The following is a 23859-nucleotide window of genomic DNA, read 5'->3' as shown; positions in this document are numbered from 1 at the left end:
TGTTTTGGCACTATTCTTTTTCAAGAAAATAGAAAAACCTAGAGGAAATTTCCTCTAGGAATCATATTAATCGATTTAATTCTTTAGATTTTCTTCACCAACATTAGTTGACAAAGAGCCAGATTTTTTAGTTCAAAATCTGACTTTTTTCGCGACCTTATTAAATTAAAAAAATTGGTTAAAAATTATCTCATATCTAATTTTTAATCTTTATTAAAGGACATGATTCCCTCTGTTTTCCCTACAAAGAATCTTGTCACTGCATTTTAACTAATTTACTAAACATATAAATTAGCTTACTTATTGGAGCTAACAAAAAATATCACAACTAAAATTGAAATAAGTGTGAAGACTGTCATCATCCAGATTTCAGTATGAAACTCACTTGTAACAGAAACAATCAGTGATAAACCAATTGGTCCTCCAATCTGATGCATCGTATTCGTCACGCCACTCGCTATACCGGAGAGTTCAGTCGGCGCTTCATAGACTCCTGCCGATGTCACTGGTGCTAAAATCAACCCTTGTCCCACTCCAAGTATCAACATCGGGACAAAGATCGCACCCCAATAACCATTATTTAAGTTCGAAACTGCGAGAAGAATCAAACCAAGCGCTAACGTTACCTCTCCAGTAAGTAAAATCTTGCCATTGCCAAATTTAGAAGTTAACCTTGGCAATTGCATCGCTACAATAAAATTAACAATAGTCAGCGGTAAAAATGCCATGCCGGATTGTAATGCTGAAAAACCATAGTGACTTTGCATCATTTGAGGTAAAAAGAACCAAAATGGTAACATAGCCATCATAAATAATAGACGAGCAACATATGCACCAGAACGAACTCTATTTTTAAAAAGAGACAATGGTAAAATAGGGGAAGAAATGTTCCGTTCCCAAATAATAAACAACCCTAAAATAATAAAGCCTACGCTAATAATAAGCCACTTTCCCTCAGTAAAACCGTAGATAATTCCTACTAATCCTATAATTGAAAGGAAACTTCCAAAATAATCAATTTTCTCTTTCTTGATTTCCGAGTTCTTTACAAATTTTAGCGTTAAGAAAATCAATATAACGGTGAATGGCACATTAATCAAAAAACCTGCACGCCATGAAATCAAACTAGTCAAGCCACCACCGACTAATAGCCCCACACTTGATCCAATTCCAGCGGTTGCACCGTAATATGAAATAGCTTTTTGTCGCATGTCACCTTTATAAGCATCCATAATCAATGCGAGTGTCGTAGGTGCGATAATAGAACTGCCTATTCCTTGGACAGCACGCATGGCAATCATCATATTTGCTGTTTGGGATAACCCTATTAGTAGTGAGCTGATGCCAAAAATAAGCAATCCAACTAAAAAAATACGTTTTCTCCCTAACAAATCAGAGAGACGTCCACTTAAAAGTAAAAAGCCTCCAAACGTGAGCGTATAGGCACTCGACACCCACGAAAGAGCTGTAGCAGAGAGTCCTAAACTTTGTCCTATCTGAACTGAACTTGTAAAAATAATTGAGTTATCCATTAATATCAGAAAATAAGATAATAAGGTTATGGGTAATATAAACCCAAATTTCTGTTTATTCAAATTCTTTAACTTCCTTCTAGTTATTTAATTGTCCAATCTTTTCTAACCAGGTGTCTATTTCTCTTGATACCTCTACTTTTCTTTCTCCTTCAATTGCAAGTAAGGTTCCGTTGGTTTCTTCTCCACCTTTCACAGAATATCCATCAAGAACTTCCGCTCCTTGAACACCAAATTTTATCTGATTGAATGTTGAGCCTGTTCCATACCCTCCATTTGTATTAAAGGGGATCACTGTTTTTCCCGCAAACTCATAGCTATCCATAAACGTGAGAATTGCTTGTGGTAATGCCATATTCCAAGTTGGTGCTCCTATAAAAATCCGATCATATTGATTGAAATTAGAAATTTTTGATTTTAATTCAGGCAACACATTGCCCTCTTGTTCCTCTTCATTTTGTTCGACTTCTTTTCTATAATTTGAAGGTCTTTTTTCTTGGGTTTCAATTTGAAATAAGTCCCCGCCGAGCTTTTCTTGAATAAGCTCTGCAACCACCTTTGTATTTCCAGTTCGTGAATAATACACAATTAACGTTTTAGGATTTACCATGATAGACACTTCCCTTTCATTAGTCTCATTGCTCAGTACGTTTGATAGAGCAATAGCAATAATCACAACTAGTCCTATTACTGTTACTGGCAAGATAATAGCTTTCTTTTTCATTCTGTGTCTCCCCTTTTGAAACACCGTTTAATGTAGAAGAGGGCTTTAACACAGCTAGAAAATAAGCTGTGTCTCACCCCTAATTTATCTTTTATTATGAGTAGCATCGATTAATACGCTTCATAGATGAAAGAATTTATACTTGTTTTTACTGCATTAAACGATTCCCTTTGAATAAAGACATTTTCTTTAAATTTAATAGAAATCAGGTTTAGGCTTATTTTCTGAACCTGGTTCCCATAAACCGATACTCGCTTTTATGTCATTGCGTTTTCCTGTAATATTGTCCAGAACAAATTGAGCAATCGCACGTCTACTAATTTGAACACCTAAAAATGGTTCTCCTTTAGGGCTTGCCACATAGTCACTTCCCTTGCCATTATATAACCAAGTCATCCGCATATAGGTATAATCTAAATCACTTATCTCTAGTGCTTCAATGCCTCGGTTATGAGCGACAGTACCTCCCATCATTCGACTATTCCAAGTGGCAAAAGGTTCCGAAACTTCTCCGTAAACACTTAGAACACCAGCCTGAATAATACGTTTAACGCCTGTTTGACTCATTGCTCTAATCACCATTTCAGTAACTGATTTATTGTCAAAATTCATATAAACAATGTCTTGATTTTGCATGGCATTTATCAAATCTGACAAATTACTAGCATCACCAGAAATTTTGGCTATGTCTGTATAAGGTAAATGTGTTGCATTTCTTCCAAACAATGTTAATTTCAGATTCGCTTGTTCTTGTAAAAGTGGAATCAACACTTCTGGAATTTGACCACTTGCACCAATAATAAGAACGTTAACCATTATTTTTCCCCTTCTCTAAGTTTAATTTTTAATTCCTCAGTTAAAATGATTTCAGCCAATTTTCTACTTCTTTTCTTGAGTTGGGTATATCATCGCGCGAGATACTTAAGACATTACTAGTCTCAACTGAGGCATCTTTACTTAATTTTTCCACCGTTTCAACAGTTCCAGCTAAGCCACTTCCTCCATGGCTTGAGAATGGAATAATTGTTTTACCAGCTAAATCATTTTTCTCAAAAAAGCTATACATGGCCATTGGTAGATCTGACCACCAAATTGGATAACCGATATAAATCGTGTCATATTCAGTCAAATCAACATTAAGCGGCTTTAATTCAGGTCTAAAATCACTTGAACGCTCTGTTGTTGCTTGGTCTACCAAGACCTCATGATCATCTGGATAATTTTCTGTGGTTTCAATTTTAGCTAGTGGATACTTTGTGTCTTCAGCAATCCAAGTCGCAAGTTGTTCAACATTCCCTAAGATTTCCTCATTTTCTGTGACGACGCGACTTGCTCCAGCTACTGTATCAGAACCATTCATTTCTGGTTTAGAAAAATAAAGAATGACAGCTTTATCATTGGGATTAACCTTTGTAATACTTTCTTTTGTATTATCCGCTTGAAAACAACCAGATAATACAAATAGTAATGACGAAATTAAGACCAATATCTTTTTCATTATTTCTCTGTCTCTTTCATTCGATTCATAAACCATTCTACTTGTTGCGGTGCATCATGATCGAAAAATGCCGATTCTTTCATATCTAAACTTGCGATTTTTTTAATATCTTCTTTCGATAATTCAAAATCAAAGATATCAATATTTTCAGCCATTCGTTCTGGACGAACAGATTTTGCTAAAGCGATAATTCCACGTTGCATTAACCAACGAAGTACCACTTGACCAACCGTTTTACCGTACTGTGCCCCAATTTCAGCCAAAACTGGATTTGTAAACAAATCATGTCGTCCCTCTGCAAATGGTGCCCAAGCTTCTACTTGTACATCATACTTCTCATGCCATTCTTGGTCTTCGATTCGCTGATTCCAAGGATTCACTTCAATTTGATTAATCTGCGGTTTCACTTCATTCAATCCTACAAATTCAATCATTTTAGCTGATTTGAAGTTTGAGATACCAATCGCTCGTAGCTTCCCTACTTTTTGAGCTGCACACATGGCTCTCCATGCGCCATAAATATCTCCGTAAGGTTGATGAATCAGATAAAGATCTAGATAATCCAAGCCCATAGTTGTAAGTGATTGCTCAATTGTTTCAGTAGCTTTAGCTTCCGGGGCTTGCAAAATAAAAAGTTTTGACGTAACAAACAGTTCTTCACGCGTCACAAGTTTTTCATCAATTGCACGTTTGATGCCTTCCCCTGTCTCTTTTTCATTTCCATAAATAGACGCCGTATCAATCAAACGATATCCTGCCTTGATTGCTTGGTAAACAGCCTCCGCTGTTTCATTTAATGGGATTTGATACACTCCGAATCCAAGTTGCGGCATTTCTACACCATTGTTTAATTTAACTGTTTTCATCTCAATTTCCTCCTCTAATTTTCTTTACATGATCTATCTTAAACCCTAAAGTGAACTCCATAGCAAGTAGAAACTTCTATTTTTTTCGTTCCCATAATTTTTCAACCTTATCAGGTCCCATTTCGCCTGCTTTAAATTTTGCAATATGCTCATCATACGTTTCGATTTTATAAACCAGTAGTTCTCTAACTTCATGTAATTCGGCAATCTTTTTATCTAACTCTTCTAACTGATCTGATAAAATTTGCTTCTGAGCGTCTTCTACATTCTCTGTTTCTCGTAATTGAGCTAGTTGGGCAAATTCAATTAAAGATTCAACAGATAACCCAGCATGTCGTAAACTTTTGGCTAAGTAAATCCAATTCAAATCATTTGTTGTATAGTCACGATAACCGCTTGTATTCCGATGAACAGGCGGTATGACCCCTACTCGTTCATAATAACGTAGCGTATCAATGCTTAAATCAAACATTTCTGCAGCTTTCTTGATATTCATCATAAGTCCCTCCTTGTTTCTGTCACCTATACTAAACCATAGAGCTAACTCCATGGCAAGAATAAAAGCATAAAAGGCTACATTAATTTTTCGGAGTGTCCATAAATAATTCATCAACAGGATCTCAAAATAGAATAACAAGCCACTTTATAAAAGAATAAATTTCTATATAAAAATTTTTTTACTTACTTCCTTAACAATTAATTAATCGTTTCAATCAGAATTGATTAAAACTTGTCTAAAAAAAATTAGAAATAACTGAATCCTCTGCTTATCCACAGCTTATTATACTAATTAACTTTATTTTCATTATAGTATTGAAAAATTCTCATCTTGAATAAACAGATTTGTGTTAGATTGCCACCTTCCAATTTAATTTATTCTTCAAAAAAAAAGCAAGATTTTTAGGTTCAAAATCTTGCTCTAGTGTCATGCTTCAAGTGTCTGATGTTCAGTTGTTTCTACTATTTAATTTTCTAAATTCTGTAAAAGTCTACTTGTTTTAATTGGTCGATAATCGTACCCAATTTCAGTTAGTAGCTCTTCCCAATTTTTATTTGTTCGTCTCATAATTGTATCAATTGATGGTAAAGCGTCTCGATCATGCCTTTTTCTAAATTCAGTCATAGATAAGCTTTCTTCCAAGTTCAATCGAACAATTTCATTTTTCAAACTTGTTAGCAATTCAAAGTCTGTTACAAACCTTTTAGAGCCCACTCGTTTATCAAATAATTGGCTTATATCAATCTGCCTTTTATTAACCGTTGATAAGCTTGGGAGGTTTTTACCTTTACGTTTTTTTTCATACATCCTTTGTGACCGAATATTATTCTTCACAATAAAAGATTGGAGAATCTCAAACAGCTGGTCGTCTGAATATTTTGCCCATCTATATCGATCGTATGTTTTATTTCCTAAACGATTTTGCAAATTTTCCCACGAACCAAAACGCTCATTGATAAACCATAGGCTCGGCACTTTATTCGGAAACTCTTTTTTTGCGTTCTGATAGTCTCTAACACTTGTGATACCTTCAAATTCAATAAATTCTTGAATTAATACCATCAATTCTAAATCATTTTTTTCTTTCCAAATCGTTCGATGATCTTTTACTGTCATCAGCCACTCACCCTTTCATTTGTAAAAAAGTACTTTGGCTTGTCCATTTTACACCTGCACCAACTGCACAGGTTCTTCTCTGTATTTAGTAGACTCATCCTCTAATCTACTAAATTGGGGCATCGTTTTGGTATTTTAGGAATCCTTTTTGTCGTCAACTTTCCTGATGATTTCCACCTGCTTTCTGACAACACAGGTAGTCAAGATGGGATAATCTGGGACAATCACAGAAAATACGCACGATTTCCTTAAACAAAACCAAAAGAAAAAGCCCTTGATATCAAGGACTTTCGCACTTTTTTCTTACTCGGGCAATCTAAGAAACACTTATCTTCTAATTTCTTTAATACGAGCTGCTTTACCATGTAATGCACGTAAGTAATAAAGTTTCGCACGACGAACTTTACCATAACGAACTACTTCGATTTGAGCAACACGTGGTGTGTGTAATGGGAATGTACGTTCCACACCAACACCATTAGAAATTTTACGTACTGTATAAGTTTCACTGATACCAGCGCCACGGCGACCGATAACAACTCCCTCAAATAATTGGATACGTTCGCGTGTTCCTTCGACCACTTTCGCATGTACGCGAACAGTGTCTCCAGGACGAAACGCAGGAATATCCGTACGTAGTTGTTCTTGTGTTAATTCTTGAATTAATGGATTCATTCTTTTTTCTCCTCATTCCAAACATTCTTATGGCACTGCCACAGCGGAATATCGTAATAGTTGAGCGCTTTGCACTCACTGAAATAGTGTAACATAGCTATTCTTTGCTGTAAAGAGATTTTTCTTGTTACACTTTAAATAGTCCCTTCTATCACAAGCAGATCCAAATATTGTTGCAATTGATTTATCAACTTACCTAGGTGAATGCCATCAATAAGACGGTGATTAACTTGAACTGAATAAGGTAATAACAAATGATTCCCATGTTTTTCAAACTTGCCCCATATTACTTTTGGAATCGAATCATCTCGGTCTAAACTTAATTCATTCCCTAAATTTGTAAATGAAAACCACGGTAGACAAGAAAACTGTATCATTGTATCTTGCGGGTACTCTGATTTAGGAAAATACATCTGTTGAGCAGCACTTACTTTTTTCGCTTCATCAGAAAATTCCTTCATCGTTCCTTCAAAATCAAGTGTCATAATATGGAATAGTTCACTGTTTGCTTTTAAATCAGTAAAACTAGGAATTAGAAACTACCTCATTGTCACAAATTTTATAACGAAAGTTTTCGATGCGATTAATGATTTTGGTCGTTGCATATACTAAGCCATAATAAAAGGAAATCTCATTGCGTTTTGCGTAGTGATAAAAATGCGTTACGTCAATTTGAGTCGTGATATCATACAGAGGTAGGCAATTACTAGAGAAAAAATCAAAGTGTTCTTTACGCTCCCATTTATTTTGATCAATAACTGTTGCTGGTATGACCATCGATACACCTCCTCTAATATGATTCAATTTAGGCTAATGCTACACTTTTTCATTGTAAATTTCTTCTAACCATTTTAATTGTTGTCCAGTTAATTCTACTTTTTTAAGCATATCTGGTCTACGCTCAAAGGTTCTTCGTAACGACTCTTTTTGCTGCCATTCATCAATTAATTTATGATTTCCATTTGTAAGTACTTCTGGCACGTTCATACCATTGAATTCAGCAGGACGGGTATATTGCGGGTGTTCCAATAAACCTGTTGAATGCGAGTCAGTTTGAGCGGACAATTTATTCCCTAATACATCTGGCAACAAACGAACCGTTGCATCAATCATAACCATCGCACCTAACTCACCGCCTGTCAAAACATAATCTCCCAAAGAAACTTCATCCGTAACAAGAGAACGAATCCGTTCATCGTATCCTTCATAATGACCACAAATAAAAACTAGATGCTCTTCTTCAGAAAATTCCTCCGCCATTTTTTGATTGAATCGTTTCCCCGCTGGATCTAGCAAAATCACACGTTTTTCAGTTTCTGGTGATACTTCTTCGATCCTTCGTAAATTATCATAAATCGGCTGAACCTTTAAAAGCATCCCAGCACCACCGCCATAAGGATAATCATCCACTGACTGATGCTTATTATCTGAGTAATCACGAAAATTGGAAATATTTATTTCCAGTAAATTTTTCTCTACAGCTTTCCCAATGATCGACTCCCCCATTGGGCCTTCAAACATTCTTGGAAAAAGCGTCAATACATCAATTTTCATCGTCAATCAAACCTTCAGGAATTTCTACACGAACGATGCCTGATTCTAAATCAATAGATTTAACAACAGATTCGATATAAGGAATCAACACATCTTTTTTCTTCGGTCTTTGAACAACCCAGACATCATTTGCGCCAGGTGAAAGAATTTCTTTTATCTTTCCCAACTCTTTGTTATTTTCATCCACAACAGTCAAACCAATGATTTCGTGATAATAAAATTCATCCCCAGGTAAATCTGTCAGGTCCTCTTTTGACACTTTCAAAATCCCATCACGATACTTTTCAACATCATTGATCGAAAAATGATCTTCAAAAGTCACAATATCAAAATTTTTATGTTTCCGATGGGTTTTGATCGTTAATTCAATTGGTTCCTTTTTTTCTTGAAATAGCATCAATACCGATCCTTTTTTATAACGCAGCTCTGGAAAATCAGTTTGTGAGATCACACGAACTTCTCCCTTCAAGCCTTGAGTATTGACGATTTTTCCAACGTTTAAATATTCAGTCACTTAAAACCCTCATTTCAATATTTTGTCTTTTTCATTCTAACATTTCTATAGAACGAATTCTATTATATAGAATAAAAAAGAAAGCCATTCTAAAAAGAATTACTTTCTTTTTTATCCTATTAAGCGTTAACTCCTGTTACTGTTCCATAGATCAAGAATAAATTCAAGGCAGTTAAAACAACAGCGATGATCCAAGCTAGCACTTTGACCCACATAGGATTGGCAAATTTGCCCATAATTTTTTTATCACTTGTATACATCGTTAAGGGAATAATTGAAATTGGTAATGCGATGCTTAAGAATACTTGGGTATACAATAATAGATCTTCCACTGCTGATTCTCTACCACCATAAAGAATAACACATATAATCACCGGTACGATCGCAATCAGACGTGTGACGACTCTACGCATCCATAAAGGCATTTTTAAATGAATGAAGCCTTCCATAACGATTTGTCCAGAAAGTGTGCCTGTAATCGTAGAATTTTGACCAGAAGCAAGTAATGCAACTGCAAATAAGATACTTAAAACCGGACTAGCAATATTCCCAACAATATCTGGGTTTTTTAATGCATCGAACAAATCTACAAATTTGCCTAGGTCACTATTTGTTCCATAAAATAAAGCGCCACCTAGAATCAGTAATAGGCAGTTGACGATAAAAGCCACAGTTAATTGGATATTTGAATCCCAAATCGTGAAACGAATGGCTTTGGCTTTTTCTTTATCATCATTACGATCGAATTTTCTTGCTTGGGCAATTGAAGAGTGTAAATATAGGTTATGAGGCATAACAGTTGCCCCAACAATCCCTAACGCTAAAAAAAGCATTGATTTGTCACTAGCAATTTTGGGATCAGGGATAAAGCCACGAAGTACTTCGCCAATATTTGGATCAGCCAGTGCTACTTCATATGCAAATACAAAAAAGATAACAGCAATTAAACAGGCTACAATTGCCTCAATTTTTCTAAATCCTAGCTTTGTTAAAAGCAATAATAACAAAACATCGAATGTCGTAATCAATACACCAATCAATAATGGAAAACCAAATAATAATTGCAAAGCGACCGCGCCGCCAATCACTTCGGCAATATCTGTGGCCATGATTGCCAACTCTGTAATAATCCATAAAACGAACCCAGTTTTCTTATTAGTATGTTCGCGTGTCGCTTGGGCTAAGTCTCTACCTGTAACAATCCCTAACTTGGCTGCCATACTTTGAAGTAGCATAGCAATCAAACTCGATAATAAAACAACACTTAATAATGCATATTTATATTCAGCACCGCCAGCAATGGAAGTAATCCAGTTCCCTGGGTCCATATATCCCACTGCTACTAATGCACCGGGGCCGCTATAAGCCATCAATGTCCGCCAAAAACTAGCATTTTTGGGAACATCAACAGTATTGTTAATTTCTTCTAAACTAGGACCATTTGCGTAATCCAACAACTTTTCTACTTCCTTTTTTTCCTCTTTCATCATTTATCCTTCTTCCAACTATAAATCATCAGGTTTATATTATTTATTTTTTAGGGACACCATAATATTTAACATAATTATAGACCTCTCATTGTTGCTTGTAAATAGAAAACCTTTGGCTATTTTTTTATTTAGGGCTAAAGTAGGATGTTTCTAGTCGTTCTTTTTTGTATAATGTTTTTAGATAAGTTACCTCCTTACAACTTTGTTCGTAAGATTTGATAAATAACAATGGTAAAATAGGTAGAAGACTTTTATACTATAGATAGTAATTTTAAGGAGATGATACAAATGAGCATCGCGCTTTCAAGAAAAATTATCAATTGCATTTCAATCGTGGGGATTATAGCCACAATTGCTGTGACGATTTATTTTATACGATTAGGTGTTTTTAAAGATGTAGACGCTTTGAGAGGGTTAGTCGGTGACTCAGTTATCTTAGGTCCAATACTATTCATGCTGATCCAGATTATTCAAGTGGTGATCCCGATTATTCCTGGAGGCATTAGTTGTGCTGCTGGTGTACTGATCTTTGGTCCCTTCGCAGGATTCATCTATAATTATGTAGGGATTGCGATTGGCTCTGTCATCATTTTCTTATTAGGTCGTCAGTATGGAAAACCGTTTATTTTAAGTTTAGTTAGTGATAAGACTTATAATAAATACATTGGCTGGTTGGATAATGAAAAACGTTTTGAGCGTTTATTCGCTTTAGCAATTTTTCTGCCAATAGCTCCTGATGATGCGCTCTGTTTGATGGCAGGCTTAACTAAAATGTCTTTAAAGAAATTTACATTGATCATTATTTTAGCAAAACCTGTTTCCATTTTCTTATATAGTTTAGCTTTGATCTATGGCGGCACATTTTTAAACGGTTTATTAGGCTTTTAGAGCGTAAAAATATATAATAGAAACTGTAATGATAGGATGCAATTGTATCCTATTTTCTTTTCTTCTAATTTGTATAAGGGTGGATCAGATGATGAAATACTTAAAAAATAGTTTTAAAAATATGTTAGATTTTTTCTCAGGGACTTCAGCGTATTTTCGTGATGTTTTATTGATGCATGGTTTTATGCTTTTTGTTCTCTTACCGCTTTTAGCTAGTTCTACTCGTTTTATATTAAAACAAGGAAATATCAGTTATTTATCTTATGATACGATTCCAGTGATTTTGACAAGACATCCAGTCGTTCTACTTGCTTTGATTATTGTCTTATTGATGATTGTCATTGCTGTTTTTTTTGAATATACTTTTTTGCTTTTGAGCATTTTTTTCATAAAGAAAAAAGAACCGATTGCACTGACTAATTTGCTTAAAGGAACACTTCTTCAACTAAAGAAACTTAAATTCAGTACCATTTTGTTTTTTTTATTTTATTTTTTCTTGGTTTTGCCATTGAGTGGATTGGGTTTTAACTCAGATTTACTTGCAAAAATAAAGATTCCAGCATTTATTATGGACTTTATCTTTGCCAATCGTGTAACAATCATTGCCTTCGTTATCTTAGGCTATTTGCTCTTTTTCTATCTGTCTATTCGTTTGATTTTTGCCTTACCAGAAATGATTTTAAGGGATGTTCCCTTTCGTCAAGCTGTTACTGAAAGTTGGCGCTCAACAAAACAGCATTTCTTTAAAATCTTAGGACAGTTTATCGTGATCGGTGGTAGCATTCTTCTGGTTTTTATTATCAGTTCGACAGTGATCTTAAGTGTTCAAGCAATTATTGAAACAACATTCCCCAACTACGCTTTAGTGAGTGCCGTTATTGGAATGACGCTTTTACAGTTTATTTTGCTACTTAATATTGTCTTCTCTACTGTGGGAATCTTCTATGTAACAATCGATTATATGGATGACCAAGGCTTTTTGCCAGATTTACCCCAGTGGTTTTTTGATCAGCCACAACAGCAAAAAAAGGAATGGACAGCCATAAAAGTTGGAACATTTGCCTTTATTGCAACGATTTTTGGTATTGGTGTGGGAGCTTATAATACAGACTTTCTAAGTAGACCCTCGTTAACAGAGCCATTAACCATTTCTCACAGAGGAGTCGATGCAGCAAATGGTGTTCAAAATACTTTGACTGCTCTTGAGAAGACAAGTTTAGAGAAGCCCAGTTATATAGAAATGGACGTTCAGGAAACAAAAGACAAACAATTTGTCGTGATGCATGATTTCAATCTAAAAAAACTGACTGGTATAGATAAAAGACCTAATCAATTAACATTAGCTGAATTGACTCAACTGACTGCCAAGGAGAATGGGATGGAGGCGAGTGTTTGCTCTTTTGATCAATATTTAACTAAAGCCAAACAACTCAAGCAGAAGTTATTGATTGAAATCAAAACGACACCGCAAGATAGTCCAGATTTAGTTGCCCGTTTTACCAAGAAATACCGCCCGATTATTTTATCTGAGAAGCATATTCTACAAACGTTGACATTTAGTACAGCAACAGAACTAAAGGAACTGGAACCGCAATTTTATGTTGGTTATATTTTGCCATTCAACATCGTTGGGCCGCCTGTTTCAAACGTAGATTTTTTTACAATGGAATATACGACATTAAACCGAAACTTTATTAATGCAGCCCATAATGATGGTAAAAAAGTCTATGCTTGGACTGTTAATGATGAAGATACGATGACACGTATGATGTTTTATGGCGTGGACGGCATTGTTACCGATGAATTGAAATTACTTAATAAAACAATTAAAACTGATTTAGATGAGCTAACTTATTCAGATAAATTACTTCATTTTGTTATTGGCATTGGCTAAATAAAAAGAGCGAACTATAATTTTTTTATAGTTCACTCTTTTTTTATTTAGAAGCCATTCGAGTTTTCCCCTCTTGGCACAGGTATAGAAGCGGACAAATATTACATTTAGGATTTCGAGCTAAACAGTGGTAACGACCGAAAAAAATCATCGTATGGTGTGTTTTGACCCATAATTCTTTAGGAATTTTTCTCATCAATGTTTTTTCTACTTCCATAACATTTGCCTCTAATTTACAAATGCGTAAACGCTTTGATACGCGCTCTACATGTGTATCGACTGCAATCGCAGGTTCTCCAAATGCATCACCCATCACAACATTTGCCGTTTTACGGCCGACGCCTGGTAAAGATACCAGCTCTTCACGAGTTTCAGGCACTTTTCCATCAAACTGATCTAATAATTGTACAGCACAAGCTTTAATATTCTTTGCTTTATTTCGATACAAGCCAATCGTTTTGATTTTTTGAATGATATCGTCTATTGGTGCTACCGCAAGGGCCTCAGGTGTTGGATATGCAGCAAATAAGGCAGGTGTGGCCTTATTAACAGAAACATCCGTTGCTTGGGCACTTAAAATAACAGCAATTAATAGTTGAAATGGACTTTTATGTGTAAGTTCGCATGCTGCTTCTGGGAACATATCATACATGATTTCTATTGCTTCCATTGTTTTCTCTTTAGAAAGCATTTATCTACCTCCTACTCACTATCTTCTGGATTAAGCCAATTGTGTAAGGTAACTTTTGGAATTGGCTCATTTTGAGCACCTTGTTGTTCGATTTCTTTTTGGATAAGCACTTGTTTTCGTCGTTTTTGATCTTCTGCAACTTGTTCTTTTGTCGTAATATTTTTACGCTCCCAAGCTAATAAGATCCGATCGATATATTTTAAGCTATAAGCTTGATTTAACACTGCTTCTCTTAATGCTAATCGAATAAGTTCCGGTTGGTAGTGATCTGTTTCTAACCACTGACCGATCATCTCAAGCTCGATTGGCGATAGTTGACGACCAAACTCTTTTTCAAATCCTTGATAAAGCTGTTTGATTGTTTCTTCTGATGTGATTTCTTTTTGTTTTTCTATCTGCTTTTGTTGTAAAAGACCGATCTTTTCAAAAATGGGTAGTAAATCATACGTATCCATCATTTGGCCTTGATCATTCTGTTTTGTTTCAATGATTAAAAATCCACGTGAAACAAGTTGATTCAATAATTTATAGATAACATCTATAGGTTTTCCCATGATCAAACTGATCTCAGCCAAATCTGGAAATAAATCTCCTTTAGCTTGAGAACGAAATAATTGTAGCCAAAATAGAAACTCTTCATCGGTTAGACCAATTTTCTGATAGTTCTCGATTACTAAATTGGAGACAGTTGTTTCACCAGCATTTAGGTATTCTTTGATTGATAACATAACCGCTCCCTCGTTTCTGTTGCTCAATAACAGCATTACTCTTTAATTTTATAGACATCATAATAAATTGATTTCATATAATCGATCAAATATTGTGGATTCAGCGTTTCACCTGTTGCATCTAAGATCAATTGATTTGGCTTTCTCGAAGCACCATATTGGTGAATGTGCTTTGTCAACCAGTCTTTGATCGATGAGTAATCTGCACTAGCTAAAACGGCATCTACATTGATTTCTTTGCCCATCGCATGACGTAATTGCGCAGCGTACATATAACCTAAAGCATACGAAGGAAAATAGCCAAAACTACCGCCTGACCAATGAACATCTTGAACAATTCCTTCTAAGTCATTAATCGGACGAATGCCTAAATACTCTTCATATTTGTCATTCCAGATTTGTGGTAAGTCCGCTACAGAAACCCCTTCATTAAAAATCATCTTCTCTATTTCATAACGAATGATGATATGCAGTGGATAGGTTAAACTATCTGCCTCAATTCGGACTAAACTTGCTTTCGTTTCCTTTAAGGAATCGTAGAAAGTCTCAAATTCAATATCATCAAAAGTACCTTCTGTACATTTTTGGAAAAAAGGGAACTGTTTTTTCCAAAAATGTTTATTACTTCCAAGAATAATTTCATTAAATAGCGACTGAGATTCATGGATTCCCATCGAAGCACCTGCCGAAAGGGGTGTATGATCATATTTTGGGTCAATACTTTGTTCATAAATACCATGACCGGCTTCATGAATAACGCCAAATGTTGCCATCGCAAAATTTAACTCATCCCAACGTGTCGTGATTCGCGCATCATTCCGATTTAAATCCAACATAAATGGATGAACGGTATCATCTAAACGTCCTCGAGAAAAATCATAGCCTAACTGCTCTGCAACTCCTATAACAAAGGTTCTTTGCTGCTCCTTTGTGACACGTCTCGATAAAAAATCTGTACGTGGTATCGTTCCTTTTTCAGCAATTTTCGCTCTAATCTCCATAATACCAGATTTCACTTGCCCAAAAATCTGATCTAGTTTTTCAACACTTAGGTCTGGTTCGTATTGATTTAATAGCACATCATAATTTGTGGCTTCGTCTTTCTTCCAATATGGAATGAACTCTTTCAAAAAATCAACGATTGTTTGAATTTCATTTTTCATCTGAGCAAAATCTTTAGATTTCCTAGCCTGTAGCCAAGCATTATGCGCGTTAGTAAGTGCCGTATTGTAAGCTTGCATCCGATTCGTTGGAATACTGTGATTTAGCTCATACTCTTCTTTGACCTTTTTGTAAACCGCTAATCCTAGTTCTGATAGCTCATCCGAATGTGTGTCAAAATAAGTCAATCCTTCTTGAATTTTTGGCCCAACGCTGCGCTCAAATGCCATCCCAGATAGATAGCCTACAGTTTCTCCGCGAAAGGCACTACTAGCTTCTGGCATTCCTGTTTGGCTATCCCACTCCAGTAATCCCAATGCTTCCTTCAGCAATTCGATTTCTTTTATCTCTTGTAAAAATTCTTGTTCTTTCATATTATTTTACCTACTCTTCTCTTGGTCTTCTTGGCGGTCTTTCGCCCCAATATTGGAATAAATCGGTACGCAGGGCACCATTATAAAGTTTTCTTTTCTTGGTTGCTCTAGCCCCATAATATTGTTCAAATGTTAAATCACTCGTTAAGATATATTTACTCCAAGTTTTAAGGGGACGGAAAACCTCTCCCATCTCTTTATAAAGTTTACGAACAGATTCTTCTTCCCCAAGTCGTTCTCCATAAGGTGGATTTGCAACCATTACACCGTATTCTTTTTCTGTTGTAAAATCATGCACAGCTAATTGCTTGAAGGTAATTGAGTCACCCAATCCGATTTCTTCTGCATTTGCTTTGGCGATTTCGATCATTTTTCCATTGATATCTGAACCCATGATGTCTAATTCGATATCATAATCGGCTTTTTCATCTGCTTCTTTACGAACTTTTTCGAAAACAGCAGCATCAAACCAATCCCATGTTTCACAGACAAATTCACGGTTAAAGCCTGGCGCAATATTATGTCCGATAAGTGCGGCTTCAATACAAATCGTCCCAGACCCACACACAGGATCAAAGAATGGTCGGTCTTTGCGCCAATTCGTTAACATCACTAAGGCTGCAGCCATATTCTCTTTTAGTGGTGCTCCACCTTTTTCAATACGATAACCACGTTTAAATAAGCTCGGACCAGTCGTGTCAATCGTTACAGTAACATGATCTTTTAAAAGAGCCACTTCTATTTGAAAAAAAGCACCTGTTTCAGCCAATGGCACTGTTGCTGGACGATGATACACTTCTCTCAAGCGATTAACGATGGCCTTTTTCGTAATGGATTGACAATCAGGTGTGCTATATAATTTGGACTTAATTGATTTTCCAGCCACAGGAAATTCAGCATCCATCGGTAGATAATCTTCCCAAGGCAACGCTTTGACTTTTTCAAATAGCTCATCAAAGCTAAAGGCATCAAACTCACCGACAATAATTTTAATACGGTCTGCTGTACGGAGCCATAAGTTTGCTGTCGCAATTGTTTCCATGTTTCCTTCAAACAAGGCTTTGCCATTTTCTACTTCACAAGGAATACCTAAATCACGTAATTCTTTTCCTACTAACGCTTCTAGACCACTTGCTGCCGTTGCAACAAGTTTAAATGTTTTTTCTTTTGTCATTATATCTCCTCTTGTTCTTGTTATCGTTAAGAACTTCGTTACTCTATTTATCTCTTACTTTAAAAAAAGCCTTCACAACAAAGTTGGAAGGTCATCCTGAATACTTGTAATTTTCTGTAAGCCATGTTCTGTATCGAATGCCTCTCAGGAGAAAACATTCGACGGTCATCATCTATCTGCAGAAATTAATCTGCCTCTTCTACTCGTTCATTTCCTTTAGAAGAGTGCCCCTACCATTGTTTGGGTTGCTCGCTCGAGGGGTTTACCGCGTTCCACCAATTCCGTTTCCAAAATTGCTTCGTCACTGTGGCACTTTCAAGGGTACTTTGACGTAGCCGAAACCTTAGTCATTTTTCCTGCCGTTATTCTATTACTAGAATACCTTAGCTTATGATTTCGCTAAGCACGAACACTACAGACATCTCAGTCTGTGCGAGCATGGACTTTCCTCAGCTTGAATAAAATTCAAACCGCGATCACCCGAAAATTACAAAATTTGATGTTTATCAATTAAAACTGACGTGTTTCTGAGTGGTCGATTTCACGTTCATAAGAATTGTGTAGATTACTTTCATATGGGTTAGAATGACTCATACCTGAAATTGGATTTGAAGCAGGAGTATCATCCAATTTTTTCCCGAATACTTCACGCTCTAAATTAGACAAACGCTTTAGAATGTCAAAGTTAGTAACAGCAGCACTTTTCGGCATCTCTTGGGCGCCGCGTGTTGGCATTGCTTGTTGTACCTTAGACGCTTGATCAAGTTTAGCTAATAAACGGTTGTTTTCTTCTTGTAAAGTTAGAAGCTCTTTATTATAAGCTTCATAATCTTTGATTACATTATCTAAAAATTCATCAACTTCCACTGGATCATAACCGCGCATTTTTGTTTTAAATTCTTTTTGTAAAATATCTTTTGGACTGTATACTAAATTTGCCATACTTACACCTCATTATTTTCTTTGATTAGGATAAAAGTTCATAGTTCAACAGCATTATTGTATCGGAAAATCGTCAGAAAATCAAACAGATTATCACAAATCCATCGAGTTTTGTAAATCATCCATCGTTATCAGGCGGATTTCGTAAGGAAATTTTTCAGAAAAACGTTCCGCATCCTTAAGAAAATACTCCGTTTTACCTGGATATTCCTTATCGTATATCAATAAAGCAGCACCAGAATGTTCTAGTAAAAATTTGGTATGCATTTTTAATTGTGCCGGTGATTTATAAGGCTGGTGGCTTACTGAATCTACAAAGTCGGCTAATAGTTCGATTTTTTCTAAATTTGCTCGATTCTTTTCGTTCCAGTTACTACCAAAGTCTTTAAAAGGATAAACAAGCCCTAATTTTAGTTCTGGATAATCATTCTTTAACTCCGCAACGACTTCTGCTGCCCAAATCTCTGTTCCAAGGTTACCAGAAACCAAAACCCACTCTAATCCAATGTCTAAATAGCCTATGATTTCCTTTTTTAATAGATTTTTAATAACTGTAATTTTAGGGTCATTGTCTTGAAAAGTCCCGATTTCAAAGCTTTTATAGCCAGTCACATAAAGTGTTTTTACAATTTCCATAGACATTCCTTTTCTTTCATAAAGATTTTTTGTTATAATGTTAGCTAGGAGTGTGATAGAAATGGCTTTTCATTATCCTAATGGTACTCCCTACAATAATCATGAAGCACCCCAATCAAAAAAACAAGTAAAAAAACAAAAATCAATTCAATTTGGTAAACGTGGCATGGATTTTGAGGAAGAAATCAATAAAAGTAATGCGTACTATTTAATGCGCAATACTGCGGTTGTCCACAAAAAACCTACTCCTGTTCAAATTGTCAAAGTTGATTATCCAAGCCGCAGTGCCGCTGTGATCAAGGAAGCTTATTTTAGACAAGCCTCTACAACTGATTATAATGGTGTTTATAATGGTTACTATCTGGATTTTGAAGCAAAGGAAACTAAGAATAAAACTTCTTTTCCTTTAAAAAACTTTCACCAACACCAGATTGATCATATGGAGCAGTGCTTAGCGCAAAAAGGAATTTGCTTTGTTCTATTGTGGTTTTCTTCATTGAATAAATGTTTCTTTTTTAGCGGAGAAGAATTAGTAACCTATTGGTCAGAACAAGAAAGCACTGGAAAAAAATCGTTGCCTTTATCTATTATTGAAAAAAATGGGATAGAAATCCAAATTGGAATTGCGCCAAGAATCCCTTATTTAGACGCAGTTCGGCAACATATTCAATCAAACAAAGGAGTTGCGATTAATGACAACTGATGAAATAGGATCACGTGCTGCCAGACACGGGCATATACCCACAGGCGCTGACATTCCGCCCTCTAATGGTGGCAAAAAACCTAAGAAAAAAAGAATCTTTCTGAAACTCTTTCTTGGATTAGTTCTGCTTGGTATTCTAGGCTTCCTTGCAGGCCTTGGACTCTTCTGGTCCTATGCAAAGGACGCACCAAAATTAGAAGATGATAAACTAAGTGCAACTGTATCTTCCAAATTGTATGACGCAAATAATGAAGTTTTTGAAGAATTAGGTGCTGAAAAACGCGAAATCATCAAACCTACGGACGTTCCAGACTTACTGAAAGATGCTGTTGTGTCTGTTGAAGATAAACGTTTTTATAAGCATAGCGGTGTTGATCCGATCCGAATCATTGGTTCGGCCTTTTCAAACTTTAAAACAGGTGGTCTGCAAGGTGGTAGTACACTAACCCAGCAGCTTATCAAACTTTCCTATTTTTCTACCAAAGAAAAAGATCAAAATCTTAAACGAAAAGCACAAGAAGCTTGGCTAGCAATGAAATTAGAAAAAGAAAAATCAAAAGAAGAGATTCTAACCTATTATATTAACAAAGTATATATGGCCAATGGTTTATATGGCATGGAAACGGCAGCTCAATCTTATTATGGAAAACCGTTAGCTGAATTAACCCTTCCACAAACTGCCTTACTAGCTGGTATGCCGCAAGCGCCCAATGATTACGACCCATATGTCAACCCGGATGTCGCGAAAGAACGACGTGACGTTGTGTTATACACCATGAAAGAAAATGAAAAAATCTCACAAAAAGAATATGATGAAGCTAAAGCGACTCCAATCGATGATGGCCTACAACCATTAAAACAATCGAATGAAAATCGTAAGATCGTTGATAATTATATCCGAGAAGTGATCGCTGAAGTCGAAGCTATGGGGAAAAATGTCTACACCGATGGTTTAGATATCCATACAAATCTTGATATGAATGCCCAAAAACGACTCTATGATATTATTAACAGTGACACTTATGTCCAATATCCTGATCCCGATTTCCAAGTTGCTTCAACCGTCATCGATGTCAAAACCGGGCAAGTCAAAGCTCAAATTGGCGGACGTAATATCCCTGATGATGTACAATTAGGTACAAATTCTGCTATCGAAACCGATCGAGATGTTGGTTCAACGATGAAACCTATTGCAGATTATGGTCCAGCTATCGAAAACCTGAACTATTCAACTGGTCGTATCATGATGGATAAACCTACTACTTATGAAGGAACAACTATTCCAGTTACCAATGCGGACATGCAATATTATGGTGCATTAACGATGCGTAAAGCCATTATGTATTCTCGTAATACAACAGCTATTCAAACATTTGACGCTGTTGGTAGTGATAAATCTGCTGCCTTCCTAAAAGATTTAGGTATTGAATTTAAAGAAATTGTTGCCGCAAATGCGATCTCTAGTAACACCAGTGAACTAGATGGCAATAAATATGGTGTTTCTTCTTTAAAATTAGCAGCTGCCTATGCTGCATTTGCTAATATGGGTGTCTATAATAAACCTTATTACGTGAATAAAGTTGTTTATCAAGACGGTTCTGAAGATGTCACAGAAACTGAAAGTAAACGAGCAATGAAAGATTCCACAGCTTATATGATGACTGACATGCTAAAAGACGTTATATCTGGCGGTACAGCATTCAATGCAGGCATTCCTGGTTTGATACAAGCTGGGAAAACAGGTACAGCCAATTATACAGAGGATGATCTTGCAAAAATGGGCGCTTCTGAATCGTCCAGCATTGCCCCTGACAGCACTTTTGTTGGGTATACTCCCCATTATGCAGTTTCGGTTTGGACAGGCTATAAGCAGCGCTTAACCCCTATTCCTTACGAATACTGGGGAACAGCTTCAGACGTTTATCGAGAAATGATGACTTATCTTTCAGAAGGCGTTTCTAATGATGATTGGGTCATGCCGGATACGGTGATACGTTCTGGTAGCGAGTTGTATGTTAAAGGTGCTTATGAAGAACAACTATTGCCTTCAAATACAGGCTCTGTAACTTCTTCATCTTCTGAAGGTTCAACAAGTTCTGATTCGACGTCTAGCAGCTCGACAATGCCTTCACAAACTGAACCTTCTGCAACAGAGCCTAATGAAATTCCTGCTACTTCTACGCAGCAACCTGAGCCACCGGTGTCAACATCCCCAAGCGAGGTATTGCCAAGTAGTGATCCGCCAGAACAATCATCTGTTCCTCCTGTTATACAAAATAATTCAGTCAGAAGGCGTTCGACTTCTGACTGATATAGAAACAAAAAAAGGTACGCTATCTATTCATGATAGCGTACCTTTTTAGCTTATTGATTATTTAAAGCTGCTTCAACAAACCCTTTGATCAAAAGTTGTGGTCTGTTTGGTCTAGAAATCAATTCCGGATGGAATTGACAAGCGACGAAGAATTTTTTCTCTGGCAGCTCAACAATTTCAACTAGACGATTATCTGGCGATACACCCGAAAAGACTAAGCCCTTTTCCTCAAATAATTGACGGTATTTATTATTGAACTCATAACGATGACGATGACGCTCTTGCACGACTTCTTGTCCTTCATATGCAGTTGCAGTGACACTGCCTTTTTTAAGTTTGCATGGATATAAGCCTAAGCGTAATGTTCCGCCAAGATTTTCAACGTTTTCTTGATCTGCCATCAAATCAATAATGTTATTTAAAATCTCTGGATTGTTTTCAGCAGAACCAGCATCTTCTAATTTAACGACATTGCGCGCAAATTCAACACAGGCCATTTGCATGCCTAAACAAATTCCCAAAAACGGCACATCATTTTCACGGGCAAAACGAATCGCTTCGATCTTCCCTTCCACACCACGATCACCAAATCCACCTGGCACCAAGATTCCATCGGCATCTTTTAAAATTTCTGCAGTATTTTCTGCAGTCAATTCTTGTGAATCGATCCAATCGATCACAATGTCTGAATCAAAAGCAAAACCAGCGTGTTTCAATGCTTCGACTACTGACAGATAGGCATCAGGTAATTCGACATACTTTCCGACTAGAGCAATTCTTGTCGTTTTCTTCAAGCCTAAAACTTTTTCTTCCAATGTACGCCATTCTGTCATATCAGCAACAGGTACATCTAGTTTTAAATGATCACAAACAATTTGATCCATGTTTTGCGCCTGTAGGGCTAATGGAATAGAATAAAGTGTTTCTACATCACGTGATTCAATAACTGCTTCTGGTTCTACATCACAAAATTGCGCTAATTTATTTTTTGTCCCTTGAGAAACAGGTAATTCTGTACGAACAACTAGAATGTTTGGTTGGATTCCTAAGCTGCGTAATTCTTTTACGCTATGTTGGGTTGGTTTTGTTTTCATTTCGCCAGCTGCTTTTAAGTAAGGGATCAAGGTCGTATGGATATACATCACGTTATCACTGCCTACTTCTGCTTTCATTTGGCGTAAAGCTTCTAAGAAAGGTAATGATTCAATATCACCAACCGTTCCACCAACTTCTGTAATAATGATATCCGCATCCGTCATACTAGCTGCACGCATGATTTTATCTTTGATTTCATTTGTAATATGAGGAATCACTTGTACTGTTGCGCCTAAGTATTCACCTTTACGTTCTTTTCTTAATACTTCTGAATAGATCTTCCCTGTTGTCACGTTTGAATATTTATTTAAGTTGATATCAATAAATCGTTCATAATGACCTAAATCCAAATCTGTTTCGGCACCATCATCTGTGACAAAAACTTCTCCATGTTGATAAGGACTCATTGTTCCTGGATCCACATTGATATATGGATCAAATTTTTGAATCGTTACTTTCAAGCCACGATTTTTTAATAAACGTCCTAGAGATGCTGCGACAATTCCCTTACCAATCGAAGAAACTACGCCGCCTGTAACAAAGATATATTTTGTCATAATATAAAAAAACCCTTTCTTAAAATAGATTTGTAGAGAGAAGCAAACAATGAACTGTTTCTTTTTCTGAAAACAAAAAGCAAAAGCTCCCTATCCAAAATGAATAGGGAGCTGAAATTCGTTGTAAACTTCTGACCTTCTCAAAGGTGCCCAAGTAGTATAATACAAGCAAATCAATTTGAGGTCAAGTGTTTCTGATCGAAGATGTTTAGTTTTTTAGTAAAATCTTAAATC

The 23859-nt window shown here is 36.2% G+C and carries 23 protein-coding genes, 1 other RNA gene and 1 pseudogene; 4 read left to right on the top strand and 21 right to left on the bottom strand.

Annotated features, from left to right (window positions below):
* Positions 1–296 precede the first annotated feature (296 nt).
* The 13 genes from BCR24_RS06255 to BCR24_RS06200 form a co-directional block, all read right to left on the bottom strand.
* The gene (locus tag BCR24_RS06255; RefSeq protein ID WP_204638638.1) at positions 297–1595 is read right to left on the bottom strand and encodes an MFS transporter; all 1299 of its coding nucleotides are present in this window, start codon (positions 1593–1595) and stop codon (positions 297–299) included.
* A gap of 16 nt (positions 1596–1611) precedes the next feature.
* Positions 1612–2256, bottom strand: a complete 645-nt coding sequence (locus tag BCR24_RS06250) for a flavodoxin (protein ID WP_338064548.1) — start codon at positions 2254–2256, stop codon at positions 1612–1614.
* 195 nt (positions 2257–2451) lie between these two features.
* A complete protein-coding gene (locus tag BCR24_RS06245) occupies positions 2452–3072 on the bottom strand; it encodes an NAD(P)H-binding protein (protein ID WP_069639706.1) in 621 nt (206 codons plus the stop codon).
* Between the two features lie 40 nt (positions 3073–3112).
* Entirely contained in the window at positions 3113–3754 is a 642-nt protein-coding gene (locus BCR24_RS06240; RefSeq protein ID WP_069639705.1) for a flavodoxin, read from the bottom strand.
* Positions 3754–4620, bottom strand: coding sequence for an aldo/keto reductase (locus tag BCR24_RS06235; protein WP_069639704.1), 867 nt, complete (start codon positions 4618–4620; stop codon positions 3754–3756). The genes BCR24_RS06240 and BCR24_RS06235 overlap by 1 nt, the downstream gene beginning before the upstream one ends.
* Positions 4621–4696: 76 nt before the next feature.
* Positions 4697–5116, bottom strand: coding sequence for a MerR family transcriptional regulator (locus tag BCR24_RS06230; RefSeq protein ID WP_069639703.1), 420 nt, complete (start codon positions 5114–5116; stop codon positions 4697–4699).
* A gap of 468 nt (positions 5117–5584) precedes the next feature.
* Positions 5585–6235, bottom strand: a complete 651-nt coding sequence (locus tag BCR24_RS06225; protein ID WP_069639702.1) for a hypothetical protein — start codon at positions 6233–6235, stop codon at positions 5585–5587.
* A gap of 327 nt (positions 6236–6562) precedes the next feature.
* A complete protein-coding gene (gene rplS, locus BCR24_RS06220) occupies positions 6563–6910 on the bottom strand; it encodes a 50S ribosomal protein L19 (protein WP_010761540.1) in 348 nt (115 codons plus the stop codon).
* A 134-nt stretch (positions 6911–7044) separates the two neighbouring features.
* Positions 7045–7395, bottom strand: a complete 351-nt coding sequence (locus BCR24_RS17270) for a CatA-like O-acetyltransferase (protein WP_204638641.1) — start codon at positions 7393–7395, stop codon at positions 7045–7047.
* Positions 7396–7435: 40 nt separating this feature from the next.
* Complete coding sequence (locus BCR24_RS17265) at positions 7436–7687, bottom strand: CatA-like O-acetyltransferase (RefSeq protein WP_204638639.1); 252 nt, start codon at positions 7685–7687, stop codon at positions 7436–7438.
* Positions 7688–7726: 39 nt separating this feature from the next.
* Positions 7727–8464, bottom strand: coding sequence for a tRNA (guanosine(37)-N1)-methyltransferase TrmD (trmD, locus tag BCR24_RS06210; protein ID WP_069639701.1), 738 nt, complete (start codon positions 8462–8464; stop codon positions 7727–7729).
* On the bottom strand, positions 8454–8978 hold the full coding sequence (gene rimM / locus BCR24_RS06205; RefSeq protein WP_069639700.1) for a ribosome maturation factor RimM: 525 nt from the start codon (positions 8976–8978) through the stop codon (positions 8454–8456). Before rimM ends, trmD begins: the two co-directional genes overlap by 11 nt.
* 119 nt (positions 8979–9097) lie before the next feature.
* Complete coding sequence (locus BCR24_RS06200) at positions 9098–10465, bottom strand: Nramp family divalent metal transporter (protein ID WP_069639699.1); 1368 nt, start codon at positions 10463–10465, stop codon at positions 9098–9100.
* A 501-nt stretch (positions 10466–10966) separates the two neighbouring features.
* Between BCR24_RS06200 and BCR24_RS06195 the strand changes: the two are divergent.
* Both BCR24_RS06195 and BCR24_RS06190 read left to right on the top strand, forming a co-directional pair.
* Positions 10967–11356: pseudogene (locus BCR24_RS06195) on the top strand (TVP38/TMEM64 family protein); the annotation flags it as partial.
* A 91-nt stretch (positions 11357–11447) separates the two neighbouring features.
* Positions 11448–13250, top strand: coding sequence for a glycerophosphoryl diester phosphodiesterase membrane domain-containing protein (locus BCR24_RS06190; RefSeq protein WP_069639698.1), 1803 nt, complete (start codon positions 11448–11450; stop codon positions 13248–13250).
* Positions 13251–13293: 43 nt separating this feature from the next.
* On the opposite strand, the gene nth is transcribed toward BCR24_RS06190, so the two are convergent.
* The 7 genes from nth to BCR24_RS06155 all read right to left on the bottom strand — a co-directional run bounded on the left by nth (position 13294) and on the right by BCR24_RS06155 (position 18956).
* Positions 13294–13941 (bottom strand): endonuclease III, encoded by a 648-nt coding sequence (gene nth / locus BCR24_RS06185; RefSeq protein ID WP_069639697.1) that lies wholly within the window; start codon positions 13939–13941, stop codon positions 13294–13296.
* A gap of 11 nt (positions 13942–13952) precedes the next feature.
* Positions 13953–14669 carry a DnaD domain protein gene (locus tag BCR24_RS06180; RefSeq protein ID WP_069639696.1) on the bottom strand — a complete coding sequence of 239 codons (717 nt, stop codon included), beginning with the start codon at positions 14667–14669 and terminating at the stop codon, positions 13953–13955.
* A 35-nt stretch (positions 14670–14704) separates the two neighbouring features.
* Complete coding sequence (locus BCR24_RS06175) at positions 14705–16204, bottom strand: carboxypeptidase M32 (protein ID WP_069639695.1); 1500 nt, start codon at positions 16202–16204, stop codon at positions 14705–14707.
* Positions 16205–16214: 10 nt separating this feature from the next.
* Positions 16215–17378 carry a THUMP domain-containing class I SAM-dependent RNA methyltransferase gene (locus BCR24_RS06170; RefSeq protein WP_069639694.1) on the bottom strand — a complete coding sequence of 388 codons (1164 nt, stop codon included), beginning with the start codon at positions 17376–17378 and terminating at the stop codon, positions 16215–16217.
* Between the two features lie 112 nt (positions 17379–17490).
* An RNA gene (gene rnpB, locus BCR24_RS06165) (RNase P RNA component class B) lies at positions 17491–17866 on the bottom strand.
* Positions 17867–17888: 22 nt separating this feature from the next.
* Positions 17889–18320: a cell division regulator GpsB gene (gene gpsB, locus BCR24_RS06160; RefSeq protein WP_069639693.1), complete on the bottom strand. Its 432-nt coding sequence runs from the start codon at positions 18318–18320 to the stop codon at positions 17889–17891.
* Between the two features lie 93 nt (positions 18321–18413).
* Positions 18414–18956: an SLOG family protein gene (locus BCR24_RS06155; protein WP_069639692.1), complete on the bottom strand. Its 543-nt coding sequence runs from the start codon at positions 18954–18956 to the stop codon at positions 18414–18416.
* A 61-nt stretch (positions 18957–19017) separates the two neighbouring features.
* On the opposite strand from BCR24_RS06155, the gene recU reads away from it, so the two are divergent.
* Both recU and BCR24_RS06145 read left to right on the top strand, forming a co-directional pair.
* On the top strand, positions 19018–19659 hold the full coding sequence (gene recU, locus BCR24_RS06150) for a Holliday junction resolvase RecU (protein ID WP_069639691.1): 642 nt from the start codon (positions 19018–19020) through the stop codon (positions 19657–19659).
* Complete coding sequence (locus BCR24_RS06145; protein ID WP_069639690.1) at positions 19649–21970, top strand: PBP1A family penicillin-binding protein; 2322 nt, start codon at positions 19649–19651, stop codon at positions 21968–21970. The genes recU and BCR24_RS06145 overlap by 11 nt, the downstream gene beginning before the upstream one ends.
* A gap of 53 nt (positions 21971–22023) precedes the next feature.
* Here the strand turns inward: BCR24_RS06145 and BCR24_RS06140 are convergent, their stop codons facing one another.
* A complete protein-coding gene (locus tag BCR24_RS06140; RefSeq protein WP_069639689.1) occupies positions 22024–23625 on the bottom strand; it encodes a CTP synthase in 1602 nt (533 codons plus the stop codon).
* Between the last annotated feature and the right edge of the window lie 234 nt (positions 23626–23859).

The sequence above is a fragment of the Enterococcus ureilyticus genome, from assembly GCF_001730315.1.
Lineage (GTDB): Bacteria > Bacillota > Bacilli > Lactobacillales > Enterococcaceae > Enterococcus_L > Enterococcus_L ureilyticus.
The sequence above is the reverse complement of the archived record's forward strand: the minus strand, read 5'-3'. Positions and strand labels throughout refer to the sequence as shown.